This window comes from Pseudomonas sp. 273 (genome assembly GCF_029201425.1).
GTDB classification, from domain to species: Bacteria; Pseudomonadota; Gammaproteobacteria; order Pseudomonadales; family Pseudomonadaceae; genus Pseudomonas; species Pseudomonas delhiensis.
This window is the reverse complement of record NZ_CP116775.1, coordinates 7,164,995-7,183,884: the sequence shown is the minus strand read 5'-3', so window position 1 is coordinate 7,183,884 and position 18,890 is coordinate 7,164,995. Positions and strand designations below refer to the sequence as shown.

Below are 18,890 nucleotides of genomic sequence, written 5' to 3'. Positions count from 1 at the left end.
AGACTTGAGCAGCCACGTGCAGAATCTTTTTAGTGCACCAAAATGGACTCACGCACCATTATGCAGCACCAAATCGGTGCAACAATTCCGCCATTCACGCCCGGTACCGTGCGCAAAGCCCTGTAGCGCGGGGCTCTGTCCAAAATCGGGCACTGGCACGCTACTTGCTCTCTTGTGAGGCAGGTTGCCCTGGCGGAGTATTCCGGCCGGCATCACCCGATACTGGGGCACAGAAAGCTCCCAGCTCTAATCCCTCCTGGAGGACAGCATGTCGTACAAGTCGCACCAACTGATCAAAGACCATGACGTGAAGTGGGTAGACCTGCGCTTCACCGATACCAAAGGCAAGCAGCAGCACGTCACCATGCCGGCCCGCGACGCGCTGGACGATGACTTCTTCGAAGCCGGCAAGATGTTCGACGGTTCCTCCATCGCCGGCTGGAAAGGCATCGAAGCCTCCGACATGATCCTGCTGCCGGACGACAGCACCGCCGTGCTCGACCCCTTCACCGAAGAGCCGACCCTGATCCTGGTGTGCGACATCATCGAGCCGAGCACCATGCAAGGCTACGAGCGCGACCCGCGCAACATCGCCAAGCGCGCCGAGGAATACCTGAAGTCCACCGGTATCGGTGACACCGTGTTCGTCGGCCCGGAGCCGGAGTTCTTCATCTTCGACGAAGTGAAGTTCAAGTCCGACATCTCCGGCTCGATGTTCAAGATCTTCTCCGAGCAGGCTTCCTGGAACACCGACGCCGACATCGAAACCGGCAACAAGGGCCACCGCCCGGGCGTGAAGGGCGGCTACTTCCCGGTACCGCCGGTCGACCACGACCACGAAATCCGTACCGCCATGTGCAACGCCCTGGAAGAAATGGGCCTGGTGGTCGAAGTCCACCACCACGAAGTCGCCACCGCCGGCCAGAACGAAATCGGTGTGAAGTTCAACACCCTGGTCGCCAAGGCTGACGAAGTCCAGACCCTGAAGTACTGCGTGCACAACGTCGCCGACGCCTACGGCAAGACCGTGACCTTCATGCCGAAACCGCTGTACGGCGACAACGGCTCGGGCATGCACGTGCACATGTCCATCTCCAAGGATGGCAAGAACACCTTCGCTGGCGAAGGCTATGCCGGCCTGTCCGACACCGCCCTGTACTTCATCGGCGGCATCATCAAGCACGGCAAGGCCCTGAACGGCTTCACCAACCCGTCGACCAACTCCTACAAGCGTCTGGTCCCGGGCTTCGAAGCCCCGGTCATGCTGGCCTACTCGGCCCGCAACCGTTCCGCCTCGATCCGTATCCCCTACGTCTCCAGCCCGAAAGCCCGCCGCATCGAAGCGCGCTTCCCGGACCCGGCCGCCAACCCCTACCTGGCCTTCGCCGCGCTGCTGATGGCCGGCCTGGATGGCATCCAGAACAAGATTCACCCCGGCGATGCCGCCGACAAGAACCTGTACGACCTGCCGCCGGAAGAGGCGAAAGAGATCCCGCAGGTTTGCGGCAGCCTGAAAGAGGCGCTGGAAGAACTCGACAAGGGCCGCGCGTTCCTGACCAAGGGCGGCGTGTTCACCGACGAGTTCATCGATGCCTACATCGAGCTGAAGTCCGAGGAAGAAATCAAGGTGCGCACCTTCGTGCACCCGCTGGAATACGACCTGTACTACAGCGTCTGATCCACGAATACCTATAAAGAAGCATCGAACTCAAGGCCTCCTTCGGGAGGCCTTTTTTATTGTTGGTGTTCCGGACTGTCGCTTTTCGTAGGAGCGAGCTTGCTCGCGAATGGTGTTCTGCCGGTGGGGGCGGTGTGCATCCTCAAGAGCGCCCTCTCCCTAACCCTCTCCCTGAAGGGAGAGGGGACCGTTCGGAGTGCCTGGATACTCTAGAGTCAGCTGGACATCGTGGCCTCCGGCTGAAACCTTGCTTTCAGCCGGCACGGACAAGCCCCCTCTCCCTTCAGGGAGAGGGCTGGGGAGAGGGAACGGCGCCAAACCGAAACACCCAGCCCACCTGGAAACTCCATTCGCGAGCAAGCCCGCTCCTACAAAGCGAGCCCCCTCCCCCCAATTCGGCTCAGCCCCCGGCATCTGTATGATGTGGCGAGTTTCGCCCTGCTCCGGAGTGCCATTCGTGACCGACCTTCTTCGCCGCTTCCTGCTGCTGTGCTGCCTGGGCCTGTTCCTCGCCGGGCCGGCGTCCGCCGCGCTGCCCAGCATTCCCGGCGTGACCGGCGGCGGCGATGGCAAGGTCAGCGAGGCGCAGCTGCAGCAGTCGCTGGACCAGGTGATCAAGACACTGGAGAACGACCAGCAGCGCGCCGACCTGCTGAAAAAGCTCAAGCAGCTGCGCGACGCCACCAAGAAAGGCGCGGAAGACCAGGGCGGCGTGCTGGGCCTGATCGGCGACACCCTGGGCAGCCTGGAGAAACGCTTCGAGGGCAGCAACAGCCCGGCGCTGCGCTGGAGCGGCCTGTTCCAGCAGGCCGGCGCCGAGCTGCAGGAACGCACCCCGTCCCTGCAGGAATGGCCGGGGATGATCCTCGACTTCTCCCTGGTGATCCTGCTCTGGGCCTGCCTGGCCCTGGGCCTGCGCTGGGTGGCGCGGCGCATGCGCGAGCGCTTCGGGCTGGCCGAGGAGCTGCCGCAGCACCCCAAGACCCGCGACCTGCTGCTGTTCGCCCTGCGCAAGCTGGGGCCCTGGCTGGTCGCCTTCCTGATCACCGTCTACCTCTCCGTGGTGTTGCCCAGTTCCCTGGGCAAGCTGGTGGCCATGGTGGTCGCCTACGTGCTGGTGTGCGGCACGCTGTTCTCCGCGCTCTGCGTGATCTCCCTGTCGCTGCTCGGCGGCCCGCACCGCGCGCGGGCGCTGAACATCCTGCGGCGCCGCGCCTTCCGCCCGCTGTGGCTGATCGGCAGCCTGGCGGCCCTGGGCGAGGTGATGCACGACCCGCGGGTGACCGACAGCCTCGGGCAGAACATCGCGCTGGCCGTGGGCTCGCTGGCGAACATCTGCGCCGCGCTGTTCACCGCCCTGTTCGTGCTGCAGTTCCGCCGCCCCATCGCCCACCTGATCCGCAACCAGCCGCTGGAGCGCCGCCTCAAGCGCCGCGGCCTGCACGAGCTGGTGGAGCTGGTCGGCTCGCTGTGGTACGTGCCGGTCCTGCTGCTGGTGGGCATCTCGCTGTTCGCCACCGTGGTCACCGCCGGCGACAGCAGCTACGCCCTGCGCCGGGCCCTGCTGTGCGCGCTGATCGCGGTGGTGGCGATGACCGTCAACGGCCTGATCCGCCGCGCCCACCTGCGCTCGGCGCAACGCAGCAGCCGGCGCAGCGCGCCCTATATCGAGCAGTTGCAGAACTTCGGCTACACCCTGCTGCACATCGCCACCCTGCTGGTGTTCCTGGAGGTGGGCCTGCGCGTCTGGGGCATGTCGCTGATCGGCTTCGCCGAGGGCGACGGCTCGCAGATCAGCCTCAAGCTGATCAGCTTCGGCAGCACCCTGCTGGTGGCCTGGCTGATCTGGATCCTCACCGACACCGCGGTGCAGCACAGCCTCGGCCTGGGCGGGAAGAACCGCGCCAACACCCGCGCGCTGACCATGCTGCCGCTGATCCGCAACGTGCTCTTCATCACCATCGCGGTGATCGCGCTGATCGTCGCCCTGGCCAACATGGGCATGAACGTCACCCCGCTGCTGGCCGGCGCCGGCGTCATCGGCCTGGCCATCGGCTTCGGCGCGCAATCGCTGGTGGCCGACCTGATCACCGGGCTGTTCATCATCATCGAGGACTCGCTGTCGATCGACGACTACGTCGACGTCGGCGGCCACCTGGGCACGGTGGAGGGCCTGACCATCCGCACCGTGCGCCTGCGCGACCTGGACGGCGTGGTGCACACCATCCCGTTCAGCGAGATCAAGAGCATCAAGAACTACTCGCGGCAGTTCGGCTACGCCATGTTCCGCTGGCCGGTGCCGGCGAGCATGCCGATCGACGACGCCCTGGCGCTGGTGAAGGACGTGGCCGGCGAGCTGCGCAACGACCGCAGCATCAACCGGGCGATCTGGTCGCCGCTGGAAATGCAGGGCGTCGAGAGCTTCGACAACGGCCAGGCGATCCTGCGCTTCCGCTTCAAGACCGCGCCGATCCGCCAGTGGGAGGTGCAGCGCGCCTTCAACCTGCGCCTGCGCCAGAAGCTGGACAAGGCCGGGCTGGAACTGGCCATGCCGCGCCTGAACGTGCAGCTCTCACGCATGCGCAAGCCGCGCGAGGAAGACCCGCAGGCCCCCGCCGAGCCCGCCGACGGCGGCATCTGAAACCGCCGGCTCAGACCGGCTCGCGCGAGGCCTCGGCGCCGGCCAGGGCGTTGACCTGGGCGCCCTTCTCGGCCAGCACCTGGCCGTAGACCTTGCAGCCTTCGTTGATCCGCACCCGGTCGGCGCTCACGGTGGTCGGCCAGTCCTGCGCGCCGACCACGCAATCGCGCCCCAGGCTGATGCTGCGCCCGGCGCTCAGCGGCCCGGCGACGCGCGAACGGCGGCCGACGCGCACCGAGCCGCGGGCCAGGATGCCGCCGGCCACTTCCGCGCCCTCGTCCATCCATACGCCACCCTCGACCTGCACCGAGCCGAGCACGCGGGAATAGCGGCCGAGGAACAGGTCGCCACGCACCAGCAGGTCGCCCTCCAGGCAACCGCCGGCGGCCACGCGGTACTCGCCCTCCTCGACCTGGTTGCGGCCACCGCCGACCCTGGCGATGCCGGTCGGCGTGCGGGAACAGTCACCGAAGCGGATTTCCCCCGCGGAGATCCGCCAGAACTGCAGCGGCGGGCGGATGCGTATCAGCCCTTCCACCACCAGCGGCCCATGCAGGCAACGGTCGGCCGGGTGCAGGCCCAGGGGCAGGTAGAGCAGGTTGCTCGGCGCCGCGCCGGCCTGCGGCCTGGGCAAGGCCGGCGGCTCGGGCAGCTCGCAGGCGTGCCAGGTGGCGGCGGCAGCGGCCGGTACACCGGCGGTGCTGGCCACGGGCAGCGGCAGCAGGCGCGGCAAGGCCACCAGCAGCAGGGCGATGATCAGGGGCAGCAGCAGGGTCATGCTCGGCACCTCCCGCTCAAGGCGCCAACTGCCAGGCTCCAGGCGGAGCGCAGGGGATGGGACGAATGGATGGACATGGCGTTAACTCCGGACGCCCCGGCACGAGGCGCGCATACGATTCGATGCGCCTATCTCAAGCCATGCCCCCGGGAATACCGTTGACATTTGTCAGAAAACGCAGAAATCAACAACGAAACCGCGCTAGATATCAAATAAGTTCTAGAAAAGCAGCAGCTGTCCGTCGGCTGCACACTGTTAACTTCCACGCAAACCGGACCGCGGGATGGCGTTTCGCTTGCCACCCGTCGGCGCCGATGCAAGGCTTAGCCCATTGCCTTCCGGGAGATCACGCATGCGCGTGCCAGTCATCTGCCTGCTGCTCGCCCTGGCCGTGCCGGCCAGCGCGCAGATCTACAAGTACACCGACGCCAACGGCAAGACGGTCTTCACCAACCAGCCGCCCAGCGGCGTGAGCGCCAAGCCGGTGGAACTGCCGCCGACCAACACCGTGGGCGCCCAGTCCCCCGGCGCACCGCTGGGCGGCGGCGACGGCGAGCAGCGCCAGGCCCGCTACGCCATCCTGGCCATCGCCGGCCTGCCCGACGAGGAGGCCCTGCGCGCCAACAACGGCAACTTCGACATCGAGGTGGCCATCCAGCCGCAACTGGCCATGGGCGACCGCCTGCAGCTGCGCCTGGACGGCCAGCCCTACGGCGCGCCCAGCAGTTCTACGCGCTTCAGCCTGAGCAACCTCGAACGCGGCGAGCACAGCCTCTCGGTGGACGTGGTGCAGGGCGAGCGCGTGCTGCAATCCAGCGCGCCGGTCAGCTTCACCCTGCAGCGCATCAGCACCAACAGCCCGGCGCGCGTCAGGCCCATGCCGAGGAGCGGCAACTGATGAAGCGCCCACTGCTGCTCGGCCTGCTTTTGCTGGCGGCGTTCCAGGCCAGCGCCGAGGTCTATACCTACATCGACAAGGACGGCAACCGCGTCTTCACCGACCAGCCCACGCGCAGCAACGCCCAGCGCCTGAACCTGGCGCCACCCAACGCCATGCCGAACATGCCCCCGCCACTGTATGCGCCCGCCGCGCAGGCCCTGCCGCCACAGCCGCCGCAATACCAGGTGCTGCGCATCCTGGTGCCCGAGCCCGACGCCACCGTGCGCGCCAACGACGGCGAGCTGATCGTCACCGTCTCCAGCGACCCCAACCTGCTGCCCGGGCACAGCTACCGGCTGTTCCTCGACGGCGTGCCGGTGGGCGCGCCCAGCCGCAGCCCGGTATTCCCCCTGCACAACCTGGATCGCGGCACCCACCAGCTGTCGGTGGAAATCCTCGACCAGCGCGGCCAGACCCTCGAACAGACGCCAAACCAGCCGTTCCACATGAAGCGCGTCTCGGTCGCCGAGGCCGACGCCAGCGGGCAACCGGCCCTGGCCGCCCAGCGCTGAGCCCGGCAAAGCTTCCCACGCCCTCTTAAGAAGCCTTTCCCGAGAATGCGCACCACTTTGGTGCGCAAGCCTGCACCACTTTCTATACTCTCCCCATTTCGGGTCACGACTACGGCGCGTTTTCCCTGAGGAAATGCCACGAGTCGGCGCAGATCGCGGCCTGGCGCGTCTTTTCGGGGCTTGGTTTGCTTTTTGCATTTTCCTGCCCAACCTTGGAACGCTGCCCGCCATGCCTACAGAAACCCAGCTCAGACTGTTGCTCGACAACCTCACCACGGCGGTGATCCTGCTCAACGCCGAACTGCGCCTGGAGTACATGAACCCGGCCGCCGAGATGCTCCTGGCGGTCAGCGGCCAACGTAGCCACGGGCAGTTCATCAGCGAGCTGTTCACCGAGTCCCAGGAGGCCCTGCAGTCGCTGCGCCAGGCGGTGGAGGAAGCGCACCCGTTCACCAAGCGCGAAGCCACCCTGACCTCGCTCACCGGCCAGAGCATCACCGTCGACTACGCGGTGACGCCCATCCTCAACCGCCGCGAGACCCTGCTGCTGCTGGAGGTCCACCCGCGCGACCGGCTGATGCGCATCACCAAGGAAGAGGCCCAGCTGTCCAAGCAGGAGACCACCAAGCTGCTGGTGCGCGGCCTGGCCCACGAGATCAAGAACCCCCTGGGCGGCATCCGCGGCGCCGCCCAGCTGCTGTCCCGCGAGCTGCCCGACGAGTCGCTCAAGGACTACACCAACGTCATCATCGAGGAGGCCGACCGCCTGCGGAACCTGGTGGACCGCATGCTCGGCTCGAACAAGCTGCCGCAACTGCGGGTGACCAACATCCACGAAGTGCTGGAGCACGTCTGCAGCCTGGTGGGCGCCGAGACCCAGGGCAGCATCCCGCTGATCCGCGACTACGACCCGAGCATTCCCGACCTGCTGCTCGACCGCGAGCAGATGATCCAGGCGGTGCTCAACATCGTGCGCAACGCCATGCAGGCCGTCGCCGCGCACAACGAACTGCGCCTGGGCCGCATCACCCTGCGCACCCGCACCCTGCGCCAGTTCACCATCGGCCACACGCGCCACCGCCTGGTGTGCAAGGTGGAAATCATCGACAACGGCCCGGGCATCCCGGCCGAGCTGCAGGACACCATCTTCTACCCCATGGTCAGCGGCCGCCCGGACGGTACCGGGCTGGGCCTGGCCATCACCCAGAACATCATCAGCCAGCACCAGGGGCTGGTCGAATGCGAGAGCCACCCCGGCCACACCGTATTCAGTCTGTTCCTGCCCCTGGAACAAGGAGTGCACCACCCATGAGCCGTTCAGAGACCGTCTGGATCGTCGACGACGACCGCTCCATCCGCTGGGTACTGGAAAAAGCCCTGCAACAGGAAGGCATGACCACCGTCAGCTTCGAGAACGCCGACAGCGTCATCCACCGCCTCGGCCGGCAGCAGCCGGACGTGATCATCTCGGACATCCGCATGCCCGGCTCCAGCGGCCTCGACCTGCTGGCGCAGATCCGCGAGCTGCACCCGCGCCTGCCGGTGATCATCATGACCGCCCATTCCGACCTGGACAGCGCGGTGGCCTCCTACCAGGGCGGCGCCTTCGAGTACCTGCCCAAGCCCTTCGACGTCGACGAGGCCGTGTCCCTGGTCAAGCGCGCCAACCAGCACGCCCAGGAGCAGCAGGGCCTGGAAGCGCCGGCGAACCAGGCGCGCACCCCGGAGATCATCGGCGAGGCGCCGGCGATGCAGGAGGTGTTCCGCGCCATCGGCCGCCTCAGCCATTCCAACATCACGGTGCTGATCAACGGCGAGTCCGGCACCGGCAAGGAACTGGTCGCCCACGCCCTGCACCGCCACAGCCCGCGCGCGGCCGAGCCGTTCATCGCGCTGAACATGGCGGCGATCCCCAAGGACCTGATGGAGTCCGAGCTGTTCGGCCACGAGAAGGGCGCCTTCACCGGCGCCGCCGCGCAGCGCCGCGGGCGCTTCGAGCAGGCCGACGGCGGCACCCTGTTCCTCGACGAGATCGGCGACATGCCGGCCGACACCCAGACGCGCCTGCTGCGCGTGCTGGCCGACGGCGAGTTCTACCGCGTCGGCGGCCACACCCCGGTGAAGGTCGACGTGCGGATCATCGCCGCCACCCACCAGAACCTGGAAAACCTGGTGCGCGAAGGCAAGTTCCGCGAGGACCTGTTCCACCGCCTGAACGTCATCCGCATCCACATCCCGCGCCTGGCCGACCGCCGCGAGGACATCCCGGCGCTGGCCCGGCACTTCCTAGCCCGCGCCGCCCAGGAGCTGGCGGTGGAGCCGAAGCTGCTGAAACCGGAAACCGAGGAATACCTGAAGAACCTCGGCTGGCCGGGCAACGTGCGCCAGCTGGAGAACACCTGCCGCTGGATCACCGTGATGGCCTCCGGCCGCGAGGTGCACATCGACGACCTGCCGCCGGAGCTGCTGACCCAGCCCCAGGACAGCCTGCCGGCGGCCAACTGGGAACAGGCCCTGCGCCACTGGGCCGACCAGGCCCTGGGCCGCGGCCAGTCGAGCCTGCTCGACAGCGCCGTGCCGGCGTTCGAGCGGATCATGATCGAGACCGCCCTGAAGCACACCGCCGGCCGCCGCCGCGATGCCGCCGTGCTGCTGGGCTGGGGACGCAATACCTTGACGCGCAAGATCAAGGAACTGGGCATGAAAGTGGATGGCCCGGACGACGAAGGCGACGACTGAAGCGCCCCTGGAGCGATCGAAGGGGCCTGCGGGCCCCTTTTTCGCGGGGAAGCGTTCTTGCACCTTGTAGGAGCGAGCTTGCTCGCGAACGGAGTTTCCAGGCGGCCTTGGTATTTCAGTTTGACTCCGCTCCCTCTCCCCAACCCTCTCCCTGAAGGGAGAGGGGGCTTGTCCGTGCCGAGAAAGAATTTGGAGTCAGTCGGAAACCACGCGCTAGCCGGCTAACGCCGAAACACCCGAGCACACCGAACGGTCCCCTCTCCCTTCAGGGAGAGGGCTAGGGAGAGGGGCGGAGTTGAGCCGACACACCGTCGCCAAGGGGTAATGCGGTTCGCGAGCAAGCTCGCTCCTACAACACCCCCGAAATACTCCCAGAACCTGTGGATAACCCTGTGCACAGGCCGGGGAACGATCGCCCCGCAGCCCAGGCCCCGCGGGCCTCGCAGCCCCGGCTGAATTCTGTGCAGGATTTCCCACCTTGCCCACAATCACTGTGCGCCCACCTGTGGACAACCTTGGGATGAATGGCCACGACGCAGACCCCACGGGCCCTGCGCCGGATCGATCAATCGCTGCTCAATCCATGGCGAAGCCGAGCTGGCGCCAGGCTTCATAGACGGTCACGGCGACCGTGTTGGACAGGTTCAGGCTGCGGCAATCGGGGCGCATGGGCAGGCGCAGGCGCTGCTCCGGCGGCAGCGCGTTGCGCACTTCCTCCGGCAGGCCGCGGCTTTCCGGGCCGAACAGGAAGGCGTCGCCGCGCTGGTAGGCGACCTCGTGGAAGGCATGGGAGCCCTTGGTGGTGAAGGCGAACAGGCGCGGGTGGCCGAGCTTCTCCAGGCAGGCCTCCAGGCTCGCGTAGCGCTGCACCGGGGCGTACTCGTGGTAGTCCAGGCCGGCGCGGCGCAGGCGCTTGTCGTCCAGCTCGAAGCCCAGCGGCTCGATCAGGTGCAGGCTGCAGCCGGAATTGGCGCAGAGCCTGATAATGTTGCCGGTATTCGGTGGAATTTCCGGTTGGAAGAGGATGACGTGGAACATGCAGCGCTCCGGGCCTGAGGACGGCCGGCATTCTACTCCCGCGGCGGCGGATGTGCGGCCCCGGCCGTGGCTGCGGGTGTTCTCGGCGCTGGCCATCGGCGGGCTGATGATCGGCCTGATGCTCGGCCGCCTCACCGGCCCCACCCCGGGCGAGCCGCGCCTGCTCGCCGTACAGGCCCAGGAGGGCACCTTGCTGCTGCGCTTCGACCAGCGCGCCACGGTCGAGGCCGGGCAGATCGAGGGCGCCCTGGCGCTGCGCGTGCGGGCGGCGGGCGCGGCGACGGAAGGCCAGATGCGCCTGGACGGCCAGCCGCTGCGCTGGCGCGTGGAGAACCGCGACGGACAATTGTGGATAACCCTGTTGTCCACCCGCCACCTGGGCGGTAGCTGGGACAGCGAGGAGAAGGACGGGGACTGGGTGCTGCGGGTCCATCCGCAATTGCGCTGAGGGCGCCGGCGGCAACCCTCGGGAAGAAAGAAGGGGATTCCCCGGCCTGCCTGAACCGAGGGCCCCGAAAGGGGCGGAGGCCGCATTGCGGACCTCCGGTGTAAAAAGGGGGTTTCCCCGGCCTGCCTGTACCAGGACCCCCGAACCGTTCGCGCCATCCACCGCATCGGGTCGCGGCGGCGCGCCTTGTGTAAAAGTGGGGTTTCCCCAGCCTGCCTGTACCGAGGCCCCCGAAATCGTCATTGGGACCATTGCAGGGGCTGTGCCAATTTTGCGAAAGGGCTGGGATTTCACTTCAACACAGCCGCGCAGGCCAGTATTCATGGGGTTTTCAGAGAATTCCCCCGTGGACGTCCAGGCAGAAAAGACATGGCCGAAATGCCCGCGCAGGCTGGCCGAGAAGGCGCCTTGCTAGTGCACGCGCACCAAAGTTGAACGCGCAGAGATGCTTTTCGTAGGAGCGCGCCCTGCGCGCGAATCGCGGGCAGAGCCCGCTCCTACAGGTGCGGCAGAAACGTCATCGCCAAAAAACCACGGGCAAAAGAAAAGGCGCCCGTGGGCGCCTTTCTTCGCTACGACGGACCTTACTGGACCGAAGGAATCTCGCCGGAGGCCTGCAGGCGGGCGATTTCCTGGGCGTACAGGGCGTCGAAGTTCACCGGCGAGAGCATCAGCGCCGGGAACGAGCCGCGTACCACCAGGCTGTCCAGGGCTTCGCGGGCGTAGGGGAAGAGGATGTTCGGGCAGAAGGCGCCCAGGGTGTGGCTCATGCTGGAAGCGTCCAGGCCCTTGATCAGGAAGATGCCAGCCTGCTGCACTTCGACGATGAAGGCCACGTCTTCCTTGTTCTTCACGGTCACCGAAACGGTCAGCACCACTTCGTAGAAGTCGCCGTCGAGCTGCTTCTGGCGGGTGTTCAGGTCCATGCTGATCGCCGGCTGCCATTCCTGGCGGAAGATTTCCGGAGCCTTGGGCGCCTCGAAGGACAGGTCGCGGATGTAGATGCGCTGCAGGGAGAACTGCGGGCCGTTTTCTTGCTCGTTGGCGCCGTTGCTAGCTTGCTCAGTCATTTCAGGACCTTCTTGTGGCTCGTTTGCAGTAATAGGGGATCACGCCGACAGCAGCGCATCCAGCTTGCCCGCGCGTTCCAGCGCGTAGAGATCGTCGCAGCCGCCAACGTGGGTGCTGCCGATCCAGATTTGCGGTACCGAGGTACGGCCGGCCTTGCGGCTCATTTCGGCGCGCAGGTCGGGCTTGCCGTCCACGCCGATTTCCTCGTAGGCCACGCCCTTGCTGTCCAGCAGCGCCTTGGCGCGGATACAGTAGGGGCACCAGGCCGTGGTGTATATCAGAACCGCCTGCATCTCACTTCACCAGGGGCAGGTTGTCGCCGCGCCAGCTGCCGATGCCACCGCCCAGCTTGGCCACGTTGTAGCCGGCCTTCTTCAGCACGCCGCACCAGGTGCCCGAGTGCTGGCCCATGGCGTCGACCACGATGATGGTCTTGGCCTTGTGCTTGTCCAGCTCGCTCATGCGGCTGTTCAGCTTGTCGGCCGGAATGTTCAGCGAGCCGGAGATGTGGCCGCCGGAGAACTCCTTGCTCGGGCGGATGTCCAGTACGACACCCTGCTCGGCATTGACCAGCGCGGTCAGCTCGCGGGTCGACAGCGCGCGGCCGGCCTTGTTCAGCTCGTGCAGCGCGAGCAGGACCAGGAGCACCACCAGGGCGCCGACCAGCAGGTAGTGATGGGTGGCGAATTCGATCAGACGGGGAAGGAACGACGACATGGCGCAAGGCATCCACAGGTAAAAATGCCGGCCAGTATACACGCGCCCTCCTGACGGCTGAACCCTGCCAATCATGGCGCCCGTCGCCCCCAGACGGTAAAATGCCGATCCTTTTCTGACCCCCGTTTTGGAAAGAGCCGCACCTATGACTGCATCGCCCAAACCCTTGGTCCTGATCATCCTGGACGGCTTCGGCCATAGCGACAGCCCCGAGTACAACGCCATCTTCGCCGCGAAGAAGCCGAACCTCGACCGCCTGCTGGCCACCCAGCCGCACGGCCTGATCTCCGGTTCGGGCATGGACGTGGGCCTGCCGGACGGGCAGATGGGCAACTCCGAGGTCGGCCACATGAACCTCGGCGCCGGGCGCGTCGTCTACCAGGACTTCACCCGCGTGACCAAGGCCATCCGCGATGGCGAGTTCTTCGACAACCCGGTGCTGACCGGCGCGGTGGACAAGGCCGTGGGCGCCGGCAAGGCCGTGCACATCCTCGGCCTGCTTTCCGACGGCGGCGTGCACAGCCACCAGGACCACCTGGTCGCCATGGCCGAACTGGCCGCCCAGCGCGGCGCGCAGAAGATCTACCTGCACGCCTTCCTCGACGGCCGCGACACCCCGCCGCGCAGCGCCGAGCCGTCGCTGAAACTGGTCGACGAAGCCTTCGCCCGCATCGGCAGGGGCCGCACCGCCAGCATCATCGGCCGCTACTTCGCCATGGACCGCGACAACCGCTGGGACCGCGTCGAAGCCGCCTACAACCTGATCACCGAAGGCGCGGCCGAATTCACCGCCGACAACGCCGTGGCCGCGCTCAACGCCGCCTACGCGCGCGGCGAGAGCGACGAGTTCGTCAAGGCCACCCGCATCGGCGAGCAGGTGCGCGTGGAAGACGGCGACGCCGTGGTGTTCATGAACTTCCGCGCCGACCGCGCCCGCGAACTGTCGCGCGCCTTCGTCGAGCCGGGCTTCAAGGAATTCCCGCGCCGGCGCGAACTGCACCTGGCCGAGTACGTGATGCTCACCCAGTACGCGGCCAGCATCCCCGCGCCCAGCGCGTTCAAGCCCGAGTCCCTGGACAACGTCCTGGGCGAATACCTGGCCAAGAACGGCAAGACCCAGCTGCGCATCGCCGAGACCGAGAAGTACGCCCACGTCACCTTCTTCTTCTCCGGCGGCCGCGAAGAGCCCTTCGAGGGCGAAGAACGCATCCTCATCCCCTCGCCGAAGGTCGCCACCTACGACCTGCAGCCGGAAATGAGCGCGCCGGAAGTCACCGACAGGATCGTCGAGGCCATCGAGAACCAGCGCTACGACGTCATCGTGGTCAACTACGCCAACGGCGACATGGTCGGCCACACCGGCGTGTTCGAGGCCGCGGTCAAGGCCGTGGAGTGCCTGGACACCTGCGTCGGGCGCATCGCCGCGGCGCTGGACAAGGTCGGCGGCGAAGCCCTGATCACCGCCGACCACGGCAACGTCGAGCAGATGGAAGACGAGAGCACCGGCCAGGCGCACACCGCGCACACCTGCGAGCCGGTGCCCTTCATCTACGTCGGCAAGCGCAAGCTGCGCATCCGCGAAGGCGGCGTGCTGGCCGACGTGGCGCCGACCATGCTGACGCTGATGGGCCTGCCGGTGCCGGCCGAGATGACCGGCACCTCCATCGTCACCCTGGAGTGACTCGCCGCAGGGAGCGGGCGGCGTGACGCTTTTCACTCGCCGCTCGCGCCTTGCAGCTTGTAACGATTTTTTTATGCATACTAGGCCGACCCCGCCCTCAGGTGCCCGCCACTCCATGCATCGCGCCCTCGCCTCCCTGCTGCTGATCTGCCTGCTGAGCCCGCTGGCGGCCGTCGCCGACGATCGTGCCGAGACGCAGAAGCAGATCGAGCAGACGCAGAAAGACATCTCCGAGCTGAAGAAGACCCTCAGCGGCATCCAGGAAGAGAAATCCGGGGTGCAGAAGCAGCTCAAGTCCACCGAGACCCAGATGGGCGACCTGGAGAAGCAGGTCAAGGCGCTGCAGGAGGAGCTGGAGAAGAGCGAAAAGGAGCTGCAGCGCCTGGACGAGGAGAAAAAAAAACTCCAGGGCGCGCGCCTTGAGCAACAAAGGCTGATCGGCATCCAGGCCCGCGCCGCGTACCAGAGCGGCCGCGAGGAATACCTCAAGCTGCTGCTGAACCAGGAACACCCCGAGAAGTTCAGCCGCACCCTCACCTACTACGACTACATCAACCGCGCGCGCCTGGAACAGCTCAACGCCTTCAACGAGACCCTGCGCCAGCTGGAGAACGTCGAGCGCGACATTACCACCCAGAAGAGCCAGCAACTGGCCCAGCAGCAGGACCTCGAGTCCCGCCGCCAGGAATTGGCCGAGGCGCGCAAGCAGCGCCAGGAAGCCCTGGCCAAGCTCAACAGCGACTACAGCGACAGCAACCGCAAGCTCCAGGACCGCCAGCAGGCCCAGGCGGAACTGAACAAGGTGCTCAAGACCATCGAGGAAACCCTGGCCCGCCAGGCCCGCGAAGCCGAGGAAGCGCGCCAGCGCGCCCTGGCCGCCGAACGCGAGCGGGCCCGCCGCGAACGCGAGATGGCCAGCAGCGCTGGCAGCGACAAGTCCGCCAAGCCCCGCGCGGACTACAGCGGCCCGCTGGTGTCCAGCGGCACCGGCTTCGGCGGCGCCTTCGACGCCACCCGCGGCAAACTGCCCTGGCCGGTCAACGGCCGCATCCTGGCGCGCTTCGGCAGCCCGCGTGGCGACGACCCGCGCGCCACCTGGGACGGCGTGCTGATCGGCGCCAGCGCCGGCAGCACGGTACGCGCCGTGCATGGTGGGAGGGTGGTGTTCGCCGACTGGCTGCGCGGCGCGGGGCTACTGGTTATCCTCGACCACGGTGGTGGATACCTGAGCCTTTATGGTCATAATCAGAGTCTTCTGAAAGGCGCCGGGGATACGGTCAAGGCCGGTGATCCCATCGCCACTGTCGGCACCAGCGGCGGGCAGGACACTCCGGCGGTGTATTTCGCCATTCGTCATCAGGGCCGCCCGACGGACCCCACTACCTGGTGCCGCACGCAAGGATAAGCAGCGGACACGCCTTAGGAGCCAAACATGTCGCATCGCTTCCGTCTCATCACCCTGGCCCTGCTGCTCGGTATCGGGGCGGCCCAGGCCGCCGAGACACCGCCCGCCGCGCCCGCCGCGGCCAGCGGCAAGGAGGCGCCGCTGCCGCTGGACGAACTGCGTACCTTCGCCGAGGTCCTGGACCGGGTGAAGGCCGCCTACGTCGAGCCGGTGGACGACAAGACCCTGCTGGAGAACGCCATCAAGGGCATGCTCAGCAACCTCGACCCGCACTCGGCCTACCTGGACCCGGAAGAGTTCGCCGAGCTGCAGGAAAGCACCAGCGGCGAATTCGGCGGCCTGGGCATCGAGGTGGGCACCGAGGACGGCTTCATCAAGGTGGTGTCGCCGATCGACGACACCCCGGCGGCCGCGGCAGGCATCCAGCCCGGCGACCTGATCGTGCAGATCGACGGCAAGCCGACCAAGGGCCAGTCGATGAACGAGGCGGTGGACAGCATGCGCGGCAAGCCCGGCTCGTCCATCATCCTGACCATAGTGCGCGGCGGCGGCAGGCCGTTCGACGTCAGCCTCAAGCGCGCCATCATCAAGGTCAAGAGCGTCAAGACCCAGCTGCTGGAGCCGAACTACGGCTACCTGCGCATCACCCAGTTCCAGGTCAACACCGGCGACGAGGTGGTCAAGGCCCTGGCGCAGCTGAAGAAGGACAACAAGGGCAAGCTCAAGGGCCTGGTCCTGGACCTGCGCAACAACCCCGGCGGCGTGCTGCAGTCCGCGGTGGAAGTGGCCGACGCCTTCCTCACCAAGGGCCTGATCGTCTACACCAAGGGCCGCATCGCCAACTCCGAGCTGCGCTTCTCCGCCGACCCGGCCGACCCCAGCGAGGGCGTGCAACTGGTGGTGCTGATCAACGGCGGCACCGCCTCGGCCGCGGAGATCGTCTCCGGCGCCCTGCAGGACCAGAAACGCGCCATCCTCATGGGCACCGACAGCTTCGGCAAGGGCTCGGTGCAGACCGTGCTGCCGCTGAACAACGACCGCGCCCTGAAGCTGACCACCGCGCTCTACTACACCCCCAACGGGCGCTCCATCCAGGCCCAGGGCATAGTCCCGGACATCGAGGTGGAACGCGCCAAGGTGACCCGCGAGCAGAGCGACTTCGAAGGCTTCAAGGAAGCCGACCTGCAGGGCCACCTGGCCAACGGCAACGGCGGCAAGGACCGTCCGACGCAGTCGGGCAAGGCGCCGGCGGCCGCCCCGCAGGACAGCGACTTCCAGCTGAGCCAGGCCCTCAGCCTGCTGAAGGGGCTCAGCGTCAGCCGCGGCAACTGACCGGTGCGCCGGGCACGGCTGCTGTTCGGCCTGTGCCTGGCCGCCCTGCTCGGCCAGGTGCAAGCCAGGCCCCTGCTGAGCGTGGTGATCGACGACCTCGGGCAGAACCTGGCGCGCGACCGCCAGGTGTTCGAACTGCCCGCGGCGGTGGCCCTGGCGATCATGCCGGACACCCCGCACGCCGCCGAACTGGCCCGCGAAGCCCACCAGCGCGGGCGCACCCTGATCCTGCACCTGCCGATGGACCCGGCCGGCGGCCCCTACGCCTGGAGCCCGGACCTGCCACAGGCGGAACTCGCCCGGCGCCTGGACGCGGCACTGGCCGCGGTGCCCTTCGTGCAGGGCGTGAACAACCACGAAGGCAGCCGCATGACCGCCGACCGCGCCGGCATGGACCTGCTCATGGGCACCCTGCAGGAACGCCACCTGTTCTTCCTCGACAGCCGCACCAGCGCCGCCACGGTGGCCGCCGCCGAGGCGCAGAAGCGCGGCCTGGCCAGCCTGTCCCGCGACGTCTTCCTCGACGACCAGGCGGATGAGGAAAGCATCGCCCATCAGTTGCAGACCGGCGTGGCCCTGGCGCGCAAGCAGGGCTCGGCGCTGCTGATCGGCCACCCGCGCCCGGCCACCCTGCGGGTGCTGCTGCGCGAACTGCCGAAGCTGAAGGCCGCCGGCATCGAACTGGTGAAGCCCGACCTGCTGATCGCCGAACGCGGCAACCGCGCCATGGCGGCCCACGGCAAGGACGGCGTCTACCGCTGAGAAGCCGACGGCGGATAACCGCGAACGGTTATTCGCATCAGCGCCCGGCTTTGCCGACAGAATCGCGGACGGAGTCCGCTCCTACGTTGCAGGAGGGCCTGGCTTTTCGTAGGAGCGAGCTTGCTCGCGAACAAACGCGGTGCCATGCGGTTCGCGAGCAAGCTCGCTCCTACGAAGAGCACCCTGGTGTGGCCTGTAAGACAGTTGCTTACGTCGCGCCCACCCCTGTAGGAGCGCGCCCTGCGCGCGATCGCGGGCAGGGCCCGCTCCTACAATCGTGCATCCTCAGAACCCTACGGCGGATAACCGAGAACGGTTATCCGCCCTACAGATGCATGGCGGGCGTAGGAGCGGACTCCGTCCGCGATCCGGCCGACAGGCCGTGCCTCAGAGGTAGTTGTTGGTGACCTCGTCCACGTACCCCTCGGCGCGCATCTGGTCCAGGGCCTTCTGCAGGCGCTCGACCACCTCGTCCGGGGTGTCCTTGTTCAACGCCAGGTACAGCTGCGCCTCGTTGAAGCGCAGCACCGTCTGCAGGCCGGTCACGCCCTCCTGCTTGGCCAGGTAGCGGCCCACCGGGTCGGTGGTGGCCCAGAGGTCGATCTGCCCGCTCATCAGCTTCTTCACGTTCTCCTGGTCGCGCAGGGCGTTGACCACCGGGATGCCCTGGCTCTCCAGGGCCTGGCTGACGGCGTCGTTCTTGTAGGCGCCGAGCTTGTACTTGCCGGCTTCCTTGACGTCCTTCAGCGTCGTGATCTTGCTGCCCGGCGGCGCCAGCACCACCCAGCCGGTCTTCGCCAGCGGGCCGACCCACTTGAACAGCGGCACCCGCTCGGGGGTGTAGGTGGTGGAGAACAGGCCGTAGCCGGCGCGGTCCAGGGTCAGCTTGTACAGCCGGTCCCAGGGGAAGCGCAGGCTCAGGGTGTAGCCGATGCCGGCGCGCTTGAACATCTCGCGGACGATGTCCGCGCTGATGCCGTCTATGCCTTCGTCGCGGGCGAAGTTCTTGTCGTCCACCGCCATGTTGAACGGCGGGAAGTTCTCCGTCAGCAGCACCACCTTGTAGTCGGCGGGCAATTCGGCGCGGGCCGTGGCGGCCCCCAGCAGCAGGCCGATGAACAGCCCGCAGGTCTTGAGTTTCAGCATGG

The 18,890-nt window shown here is 67.1% G+C and carries 17 protein-coding genes; 11 read left to right on the top strand and 6 right to left on the bottom strand.

Translation table 11 applies throughout. From position 1 onward, the window contains the following. Positions 1-268 precede the first annotated feature (268 nt). Positions 269-1,678, top strand: a complete 1,410-nt coding sequence (glnA, locus tag PKO50_RS32870) for a glutamate--ammonia ligase (RefSeq protein ID WP_109936055.1) — start codon at positions 269-271, stop codon at positions 1,676-1,678. A gap of 457 nt (positions 1,679-2,135) precedes the next feature. After that, a complete protein-coding gene (locus tag PKO50_RS32865) occupies positions 2,136-4,319 on the top strand; it encodes a mechanosensitive ion channel domain-containing protein (protein WP_256595958.1) in 2,184 nt (727 codons plus the stop codon). A gap of 10 nt (positions 4,320-4,329) precedes the next feature. Here PKO50_RS32865 and PKO50_RS32860 read toward each other — a convergent pair whose 3' ends face one another. Further along, positions 4,330-5,097, bottom strand: a complete 768-nt coding sequence (locus tag PKO50_RS32860; protein WP_109936053.1) for a hypothetical protein — start codon at positions 5,095-5,097, stop codon at positions 4,330-4,332. Between the two features lie 352 nt (positions 5,098-5,449). Between PKO50_RS32860 and PKO50_RS32855 the strand changes: the two genes are divergently transcribed. The 4 genes from PKO50_RS32855 (at position 5,450) to ntrC (ending at position 9,288) form a co-directional block, all read left to right on the top strand. Then, positions 5,450-5,995, top strand: a complete 546-nt coding sequence (locus PKO50_RS32855; protein ID WP_109936052.1) for a DUF4124 domain-containing protein — start codon at positions 5,450-5,452, stop codon at positions 5,993-5,995. After that, complete coding sequence (locus PKO50_RS32850; protein ID WP_089394548.1) at positions 5,995-6,549, top strand: DUF4124 domain-containing protein; 555 nt, start codon at positions 5,995-5,997, stop codon at positions 6,547-6,549. The genes PKO50_RS32855 and PKO50_RS32850 overlap by 1 nt, the downstream gene beginning before the upstream one ends. A 229-nt stretch (positions 6,550-6,778) precedes the next feature. Further along, positions 6,779-7,861: a nitrogen regulation protein NR(II) gene (glnL, locus tag PKO50_RS32845; RefSeq protein WP_089394547.1), complete on the top strand. Its 1,083-nt coding sequence runs from the start codon at positions 6,779-6,781 to the stop codon at positions 7,859-7,861. After that, positions 7,858-9,288 (top strand): two-component system response regulator NtrC, encoded by a 1,431-nt coding sequence (gene ntrC, locus PKO50_RS32840; protein WP_109936051.1) that lies wholly within the window; start codon positions 7,858-7,860, stop codon positions 9,286-9,288. The genes glnL and ntrC overlap by 4 nt, the downstream gene beginning before the upstream one ends. A gap of 576 nt (positions 9,289-9,864) precedes the next feature. Here ntrC and trmL read toward each other — a convergent pair. Beyond that, positions 9,865-10,326: a tRNA (uridine(34)/cytosine(34)/5-carboxymethylaminomethyluridine(34)-2'-O)-methyltransferase TrmL gene (trmL, locus tag PKO50_RS32835; protein WP_089394546.1), complete on the bottom strand. Its 462-nt coding sequence runs from the start codon at positions 10,324-10,326 to the stop codon at positions 9,865-9,867. Positions 10,327-10,378: 52 nt separating this feature from the next. Between trmL and PKO50_RS32830 the strand changes: the two genes are divergently transcribed. Then, positions 10,379-10,774, top strand: coding sequence for a hypothetical protein (locus PKO50_RS32830; RefSeq protein ID WP_256595957.1), 396 nt, complete (start codon positions 10,379-10,381; stop codon positions 10,772-10,774). 584 nt (positions 10,775-11,358) lie between these two features. On the opposite strand, the gene secB is transcribed toward PKO50_RS32830, so the two are convergent. The 3 genes from secB to PKO50_RS32815 are packed head-to-tail and all read right to left on the bottom strand — an operon-like array spanning position 11,359 to position 12,562. Further along, a complete protein-coding gene (secB, locus tag PKO50_RS32825) occupies positions 11,359-11,844 on the bottom strand; it encodes a protein-export chaperone SecB (protein ID WP_089394544.1) in 486 nt (161 codons plus the stop codon). A gap of 39 nt (positions 11,845-11,883) precedes the next feature. Next, the gene (gene grxC / locus PKO50_RS32820) at positions 11,884-12,138 is read right to left on the bottom strand and encodes a glutaredoxin 3 (protein WP_089394543.1); all 255 of its coding nucleotides are present in this window, start codon (positions 12,136-12,138) and stop codon (positions 11,884-11,886) included. A 1-nt stretch (position 12,139) separates the two neighbouring features. After that, positions 12,140-12,562 (bottom strand): rhodanese-like domain-containing protein, encoded by a 423-nt coding sequence (locus PKO50_RS32815; protein WP_058070782.1) that lies wholly within the window; start codon positions 12,560-12,562, stop codon positions 12,140-12,142. 145 nt (positions 12,563-12,707) lie between these two features. Between PKO50_RS32815 and gpmI the strand changes: the two genes are divergently transcribed. The 4 genes from gpmI to PKO50_RS32795 all read left to right on the top strand — a co-directional run bounded on the left by gpmI (position 12,708) and on the right by PKO50_RS32795 (position 17,742). Next, entirely contained in the window at positions 12,708-14,243 is a 1,536-nt protein-coding gene (gene gpmI, locus PKO50_RS32810) for a 2,3-bisphosphoglycerate-independent phosphoglycerate mutase (protein WP_275628337.1), read from the top strand. 115 nt (positions 14,244-14,358) lie between these two features. Further along, positions 14,359-15,648, top strand: coding sequence for a murein hydrolase activator EnvC (locus PKO50_RS32805; RefSeq protein ID WP_275628336.1), 1,290 nt, complete (start codon positions 14,359-14,361; stop codon positions 15,646-15,648). A 27-nt stretch (positions 15,649-15,675) separates the two neighbouring features. Continuing rightward, on the top strand, positions 15,676-16,980 hold the full coding sequence (locus tag PKO50_RS32800; protein WP_275628335.1) for a S41 family peptidase: 1,305 nt from the start codon (positions 15,676-15,678) through the stop codon (positions 16,978-16,980). 3 nt (positions 16,981-16,983) lie between these two features. Beyond that, complete coding sequence (locus PKO50_RS32795; protein WP_275628334.1) at positions 16,984-17,742, top strand: divergent polysaccharide deacetylase family protein; 759 nt, start codon at positions 16,984-16,986, stop codon at positions 17,740-17,742. A gap of 387 nt (positions 17,743-18,129) precedes the next feature. On the opposite strand, the gene PKO50_RS32790 is transcribed toward PKO50_RS32795, so the two are convergent. Further along, complete coding sequence (locus PKO50_RS32790; RefSeq protein ID WP_089394555.1) at positions 18,130-18,888, bottom strand: ABC transporter substrate-binding protein; 759 nt, start codon at positions 18,886-18,888, stop codon at positions 18,130-18,132. Positions 18,889-18,890: the final 2 nt, after the last annotated feature.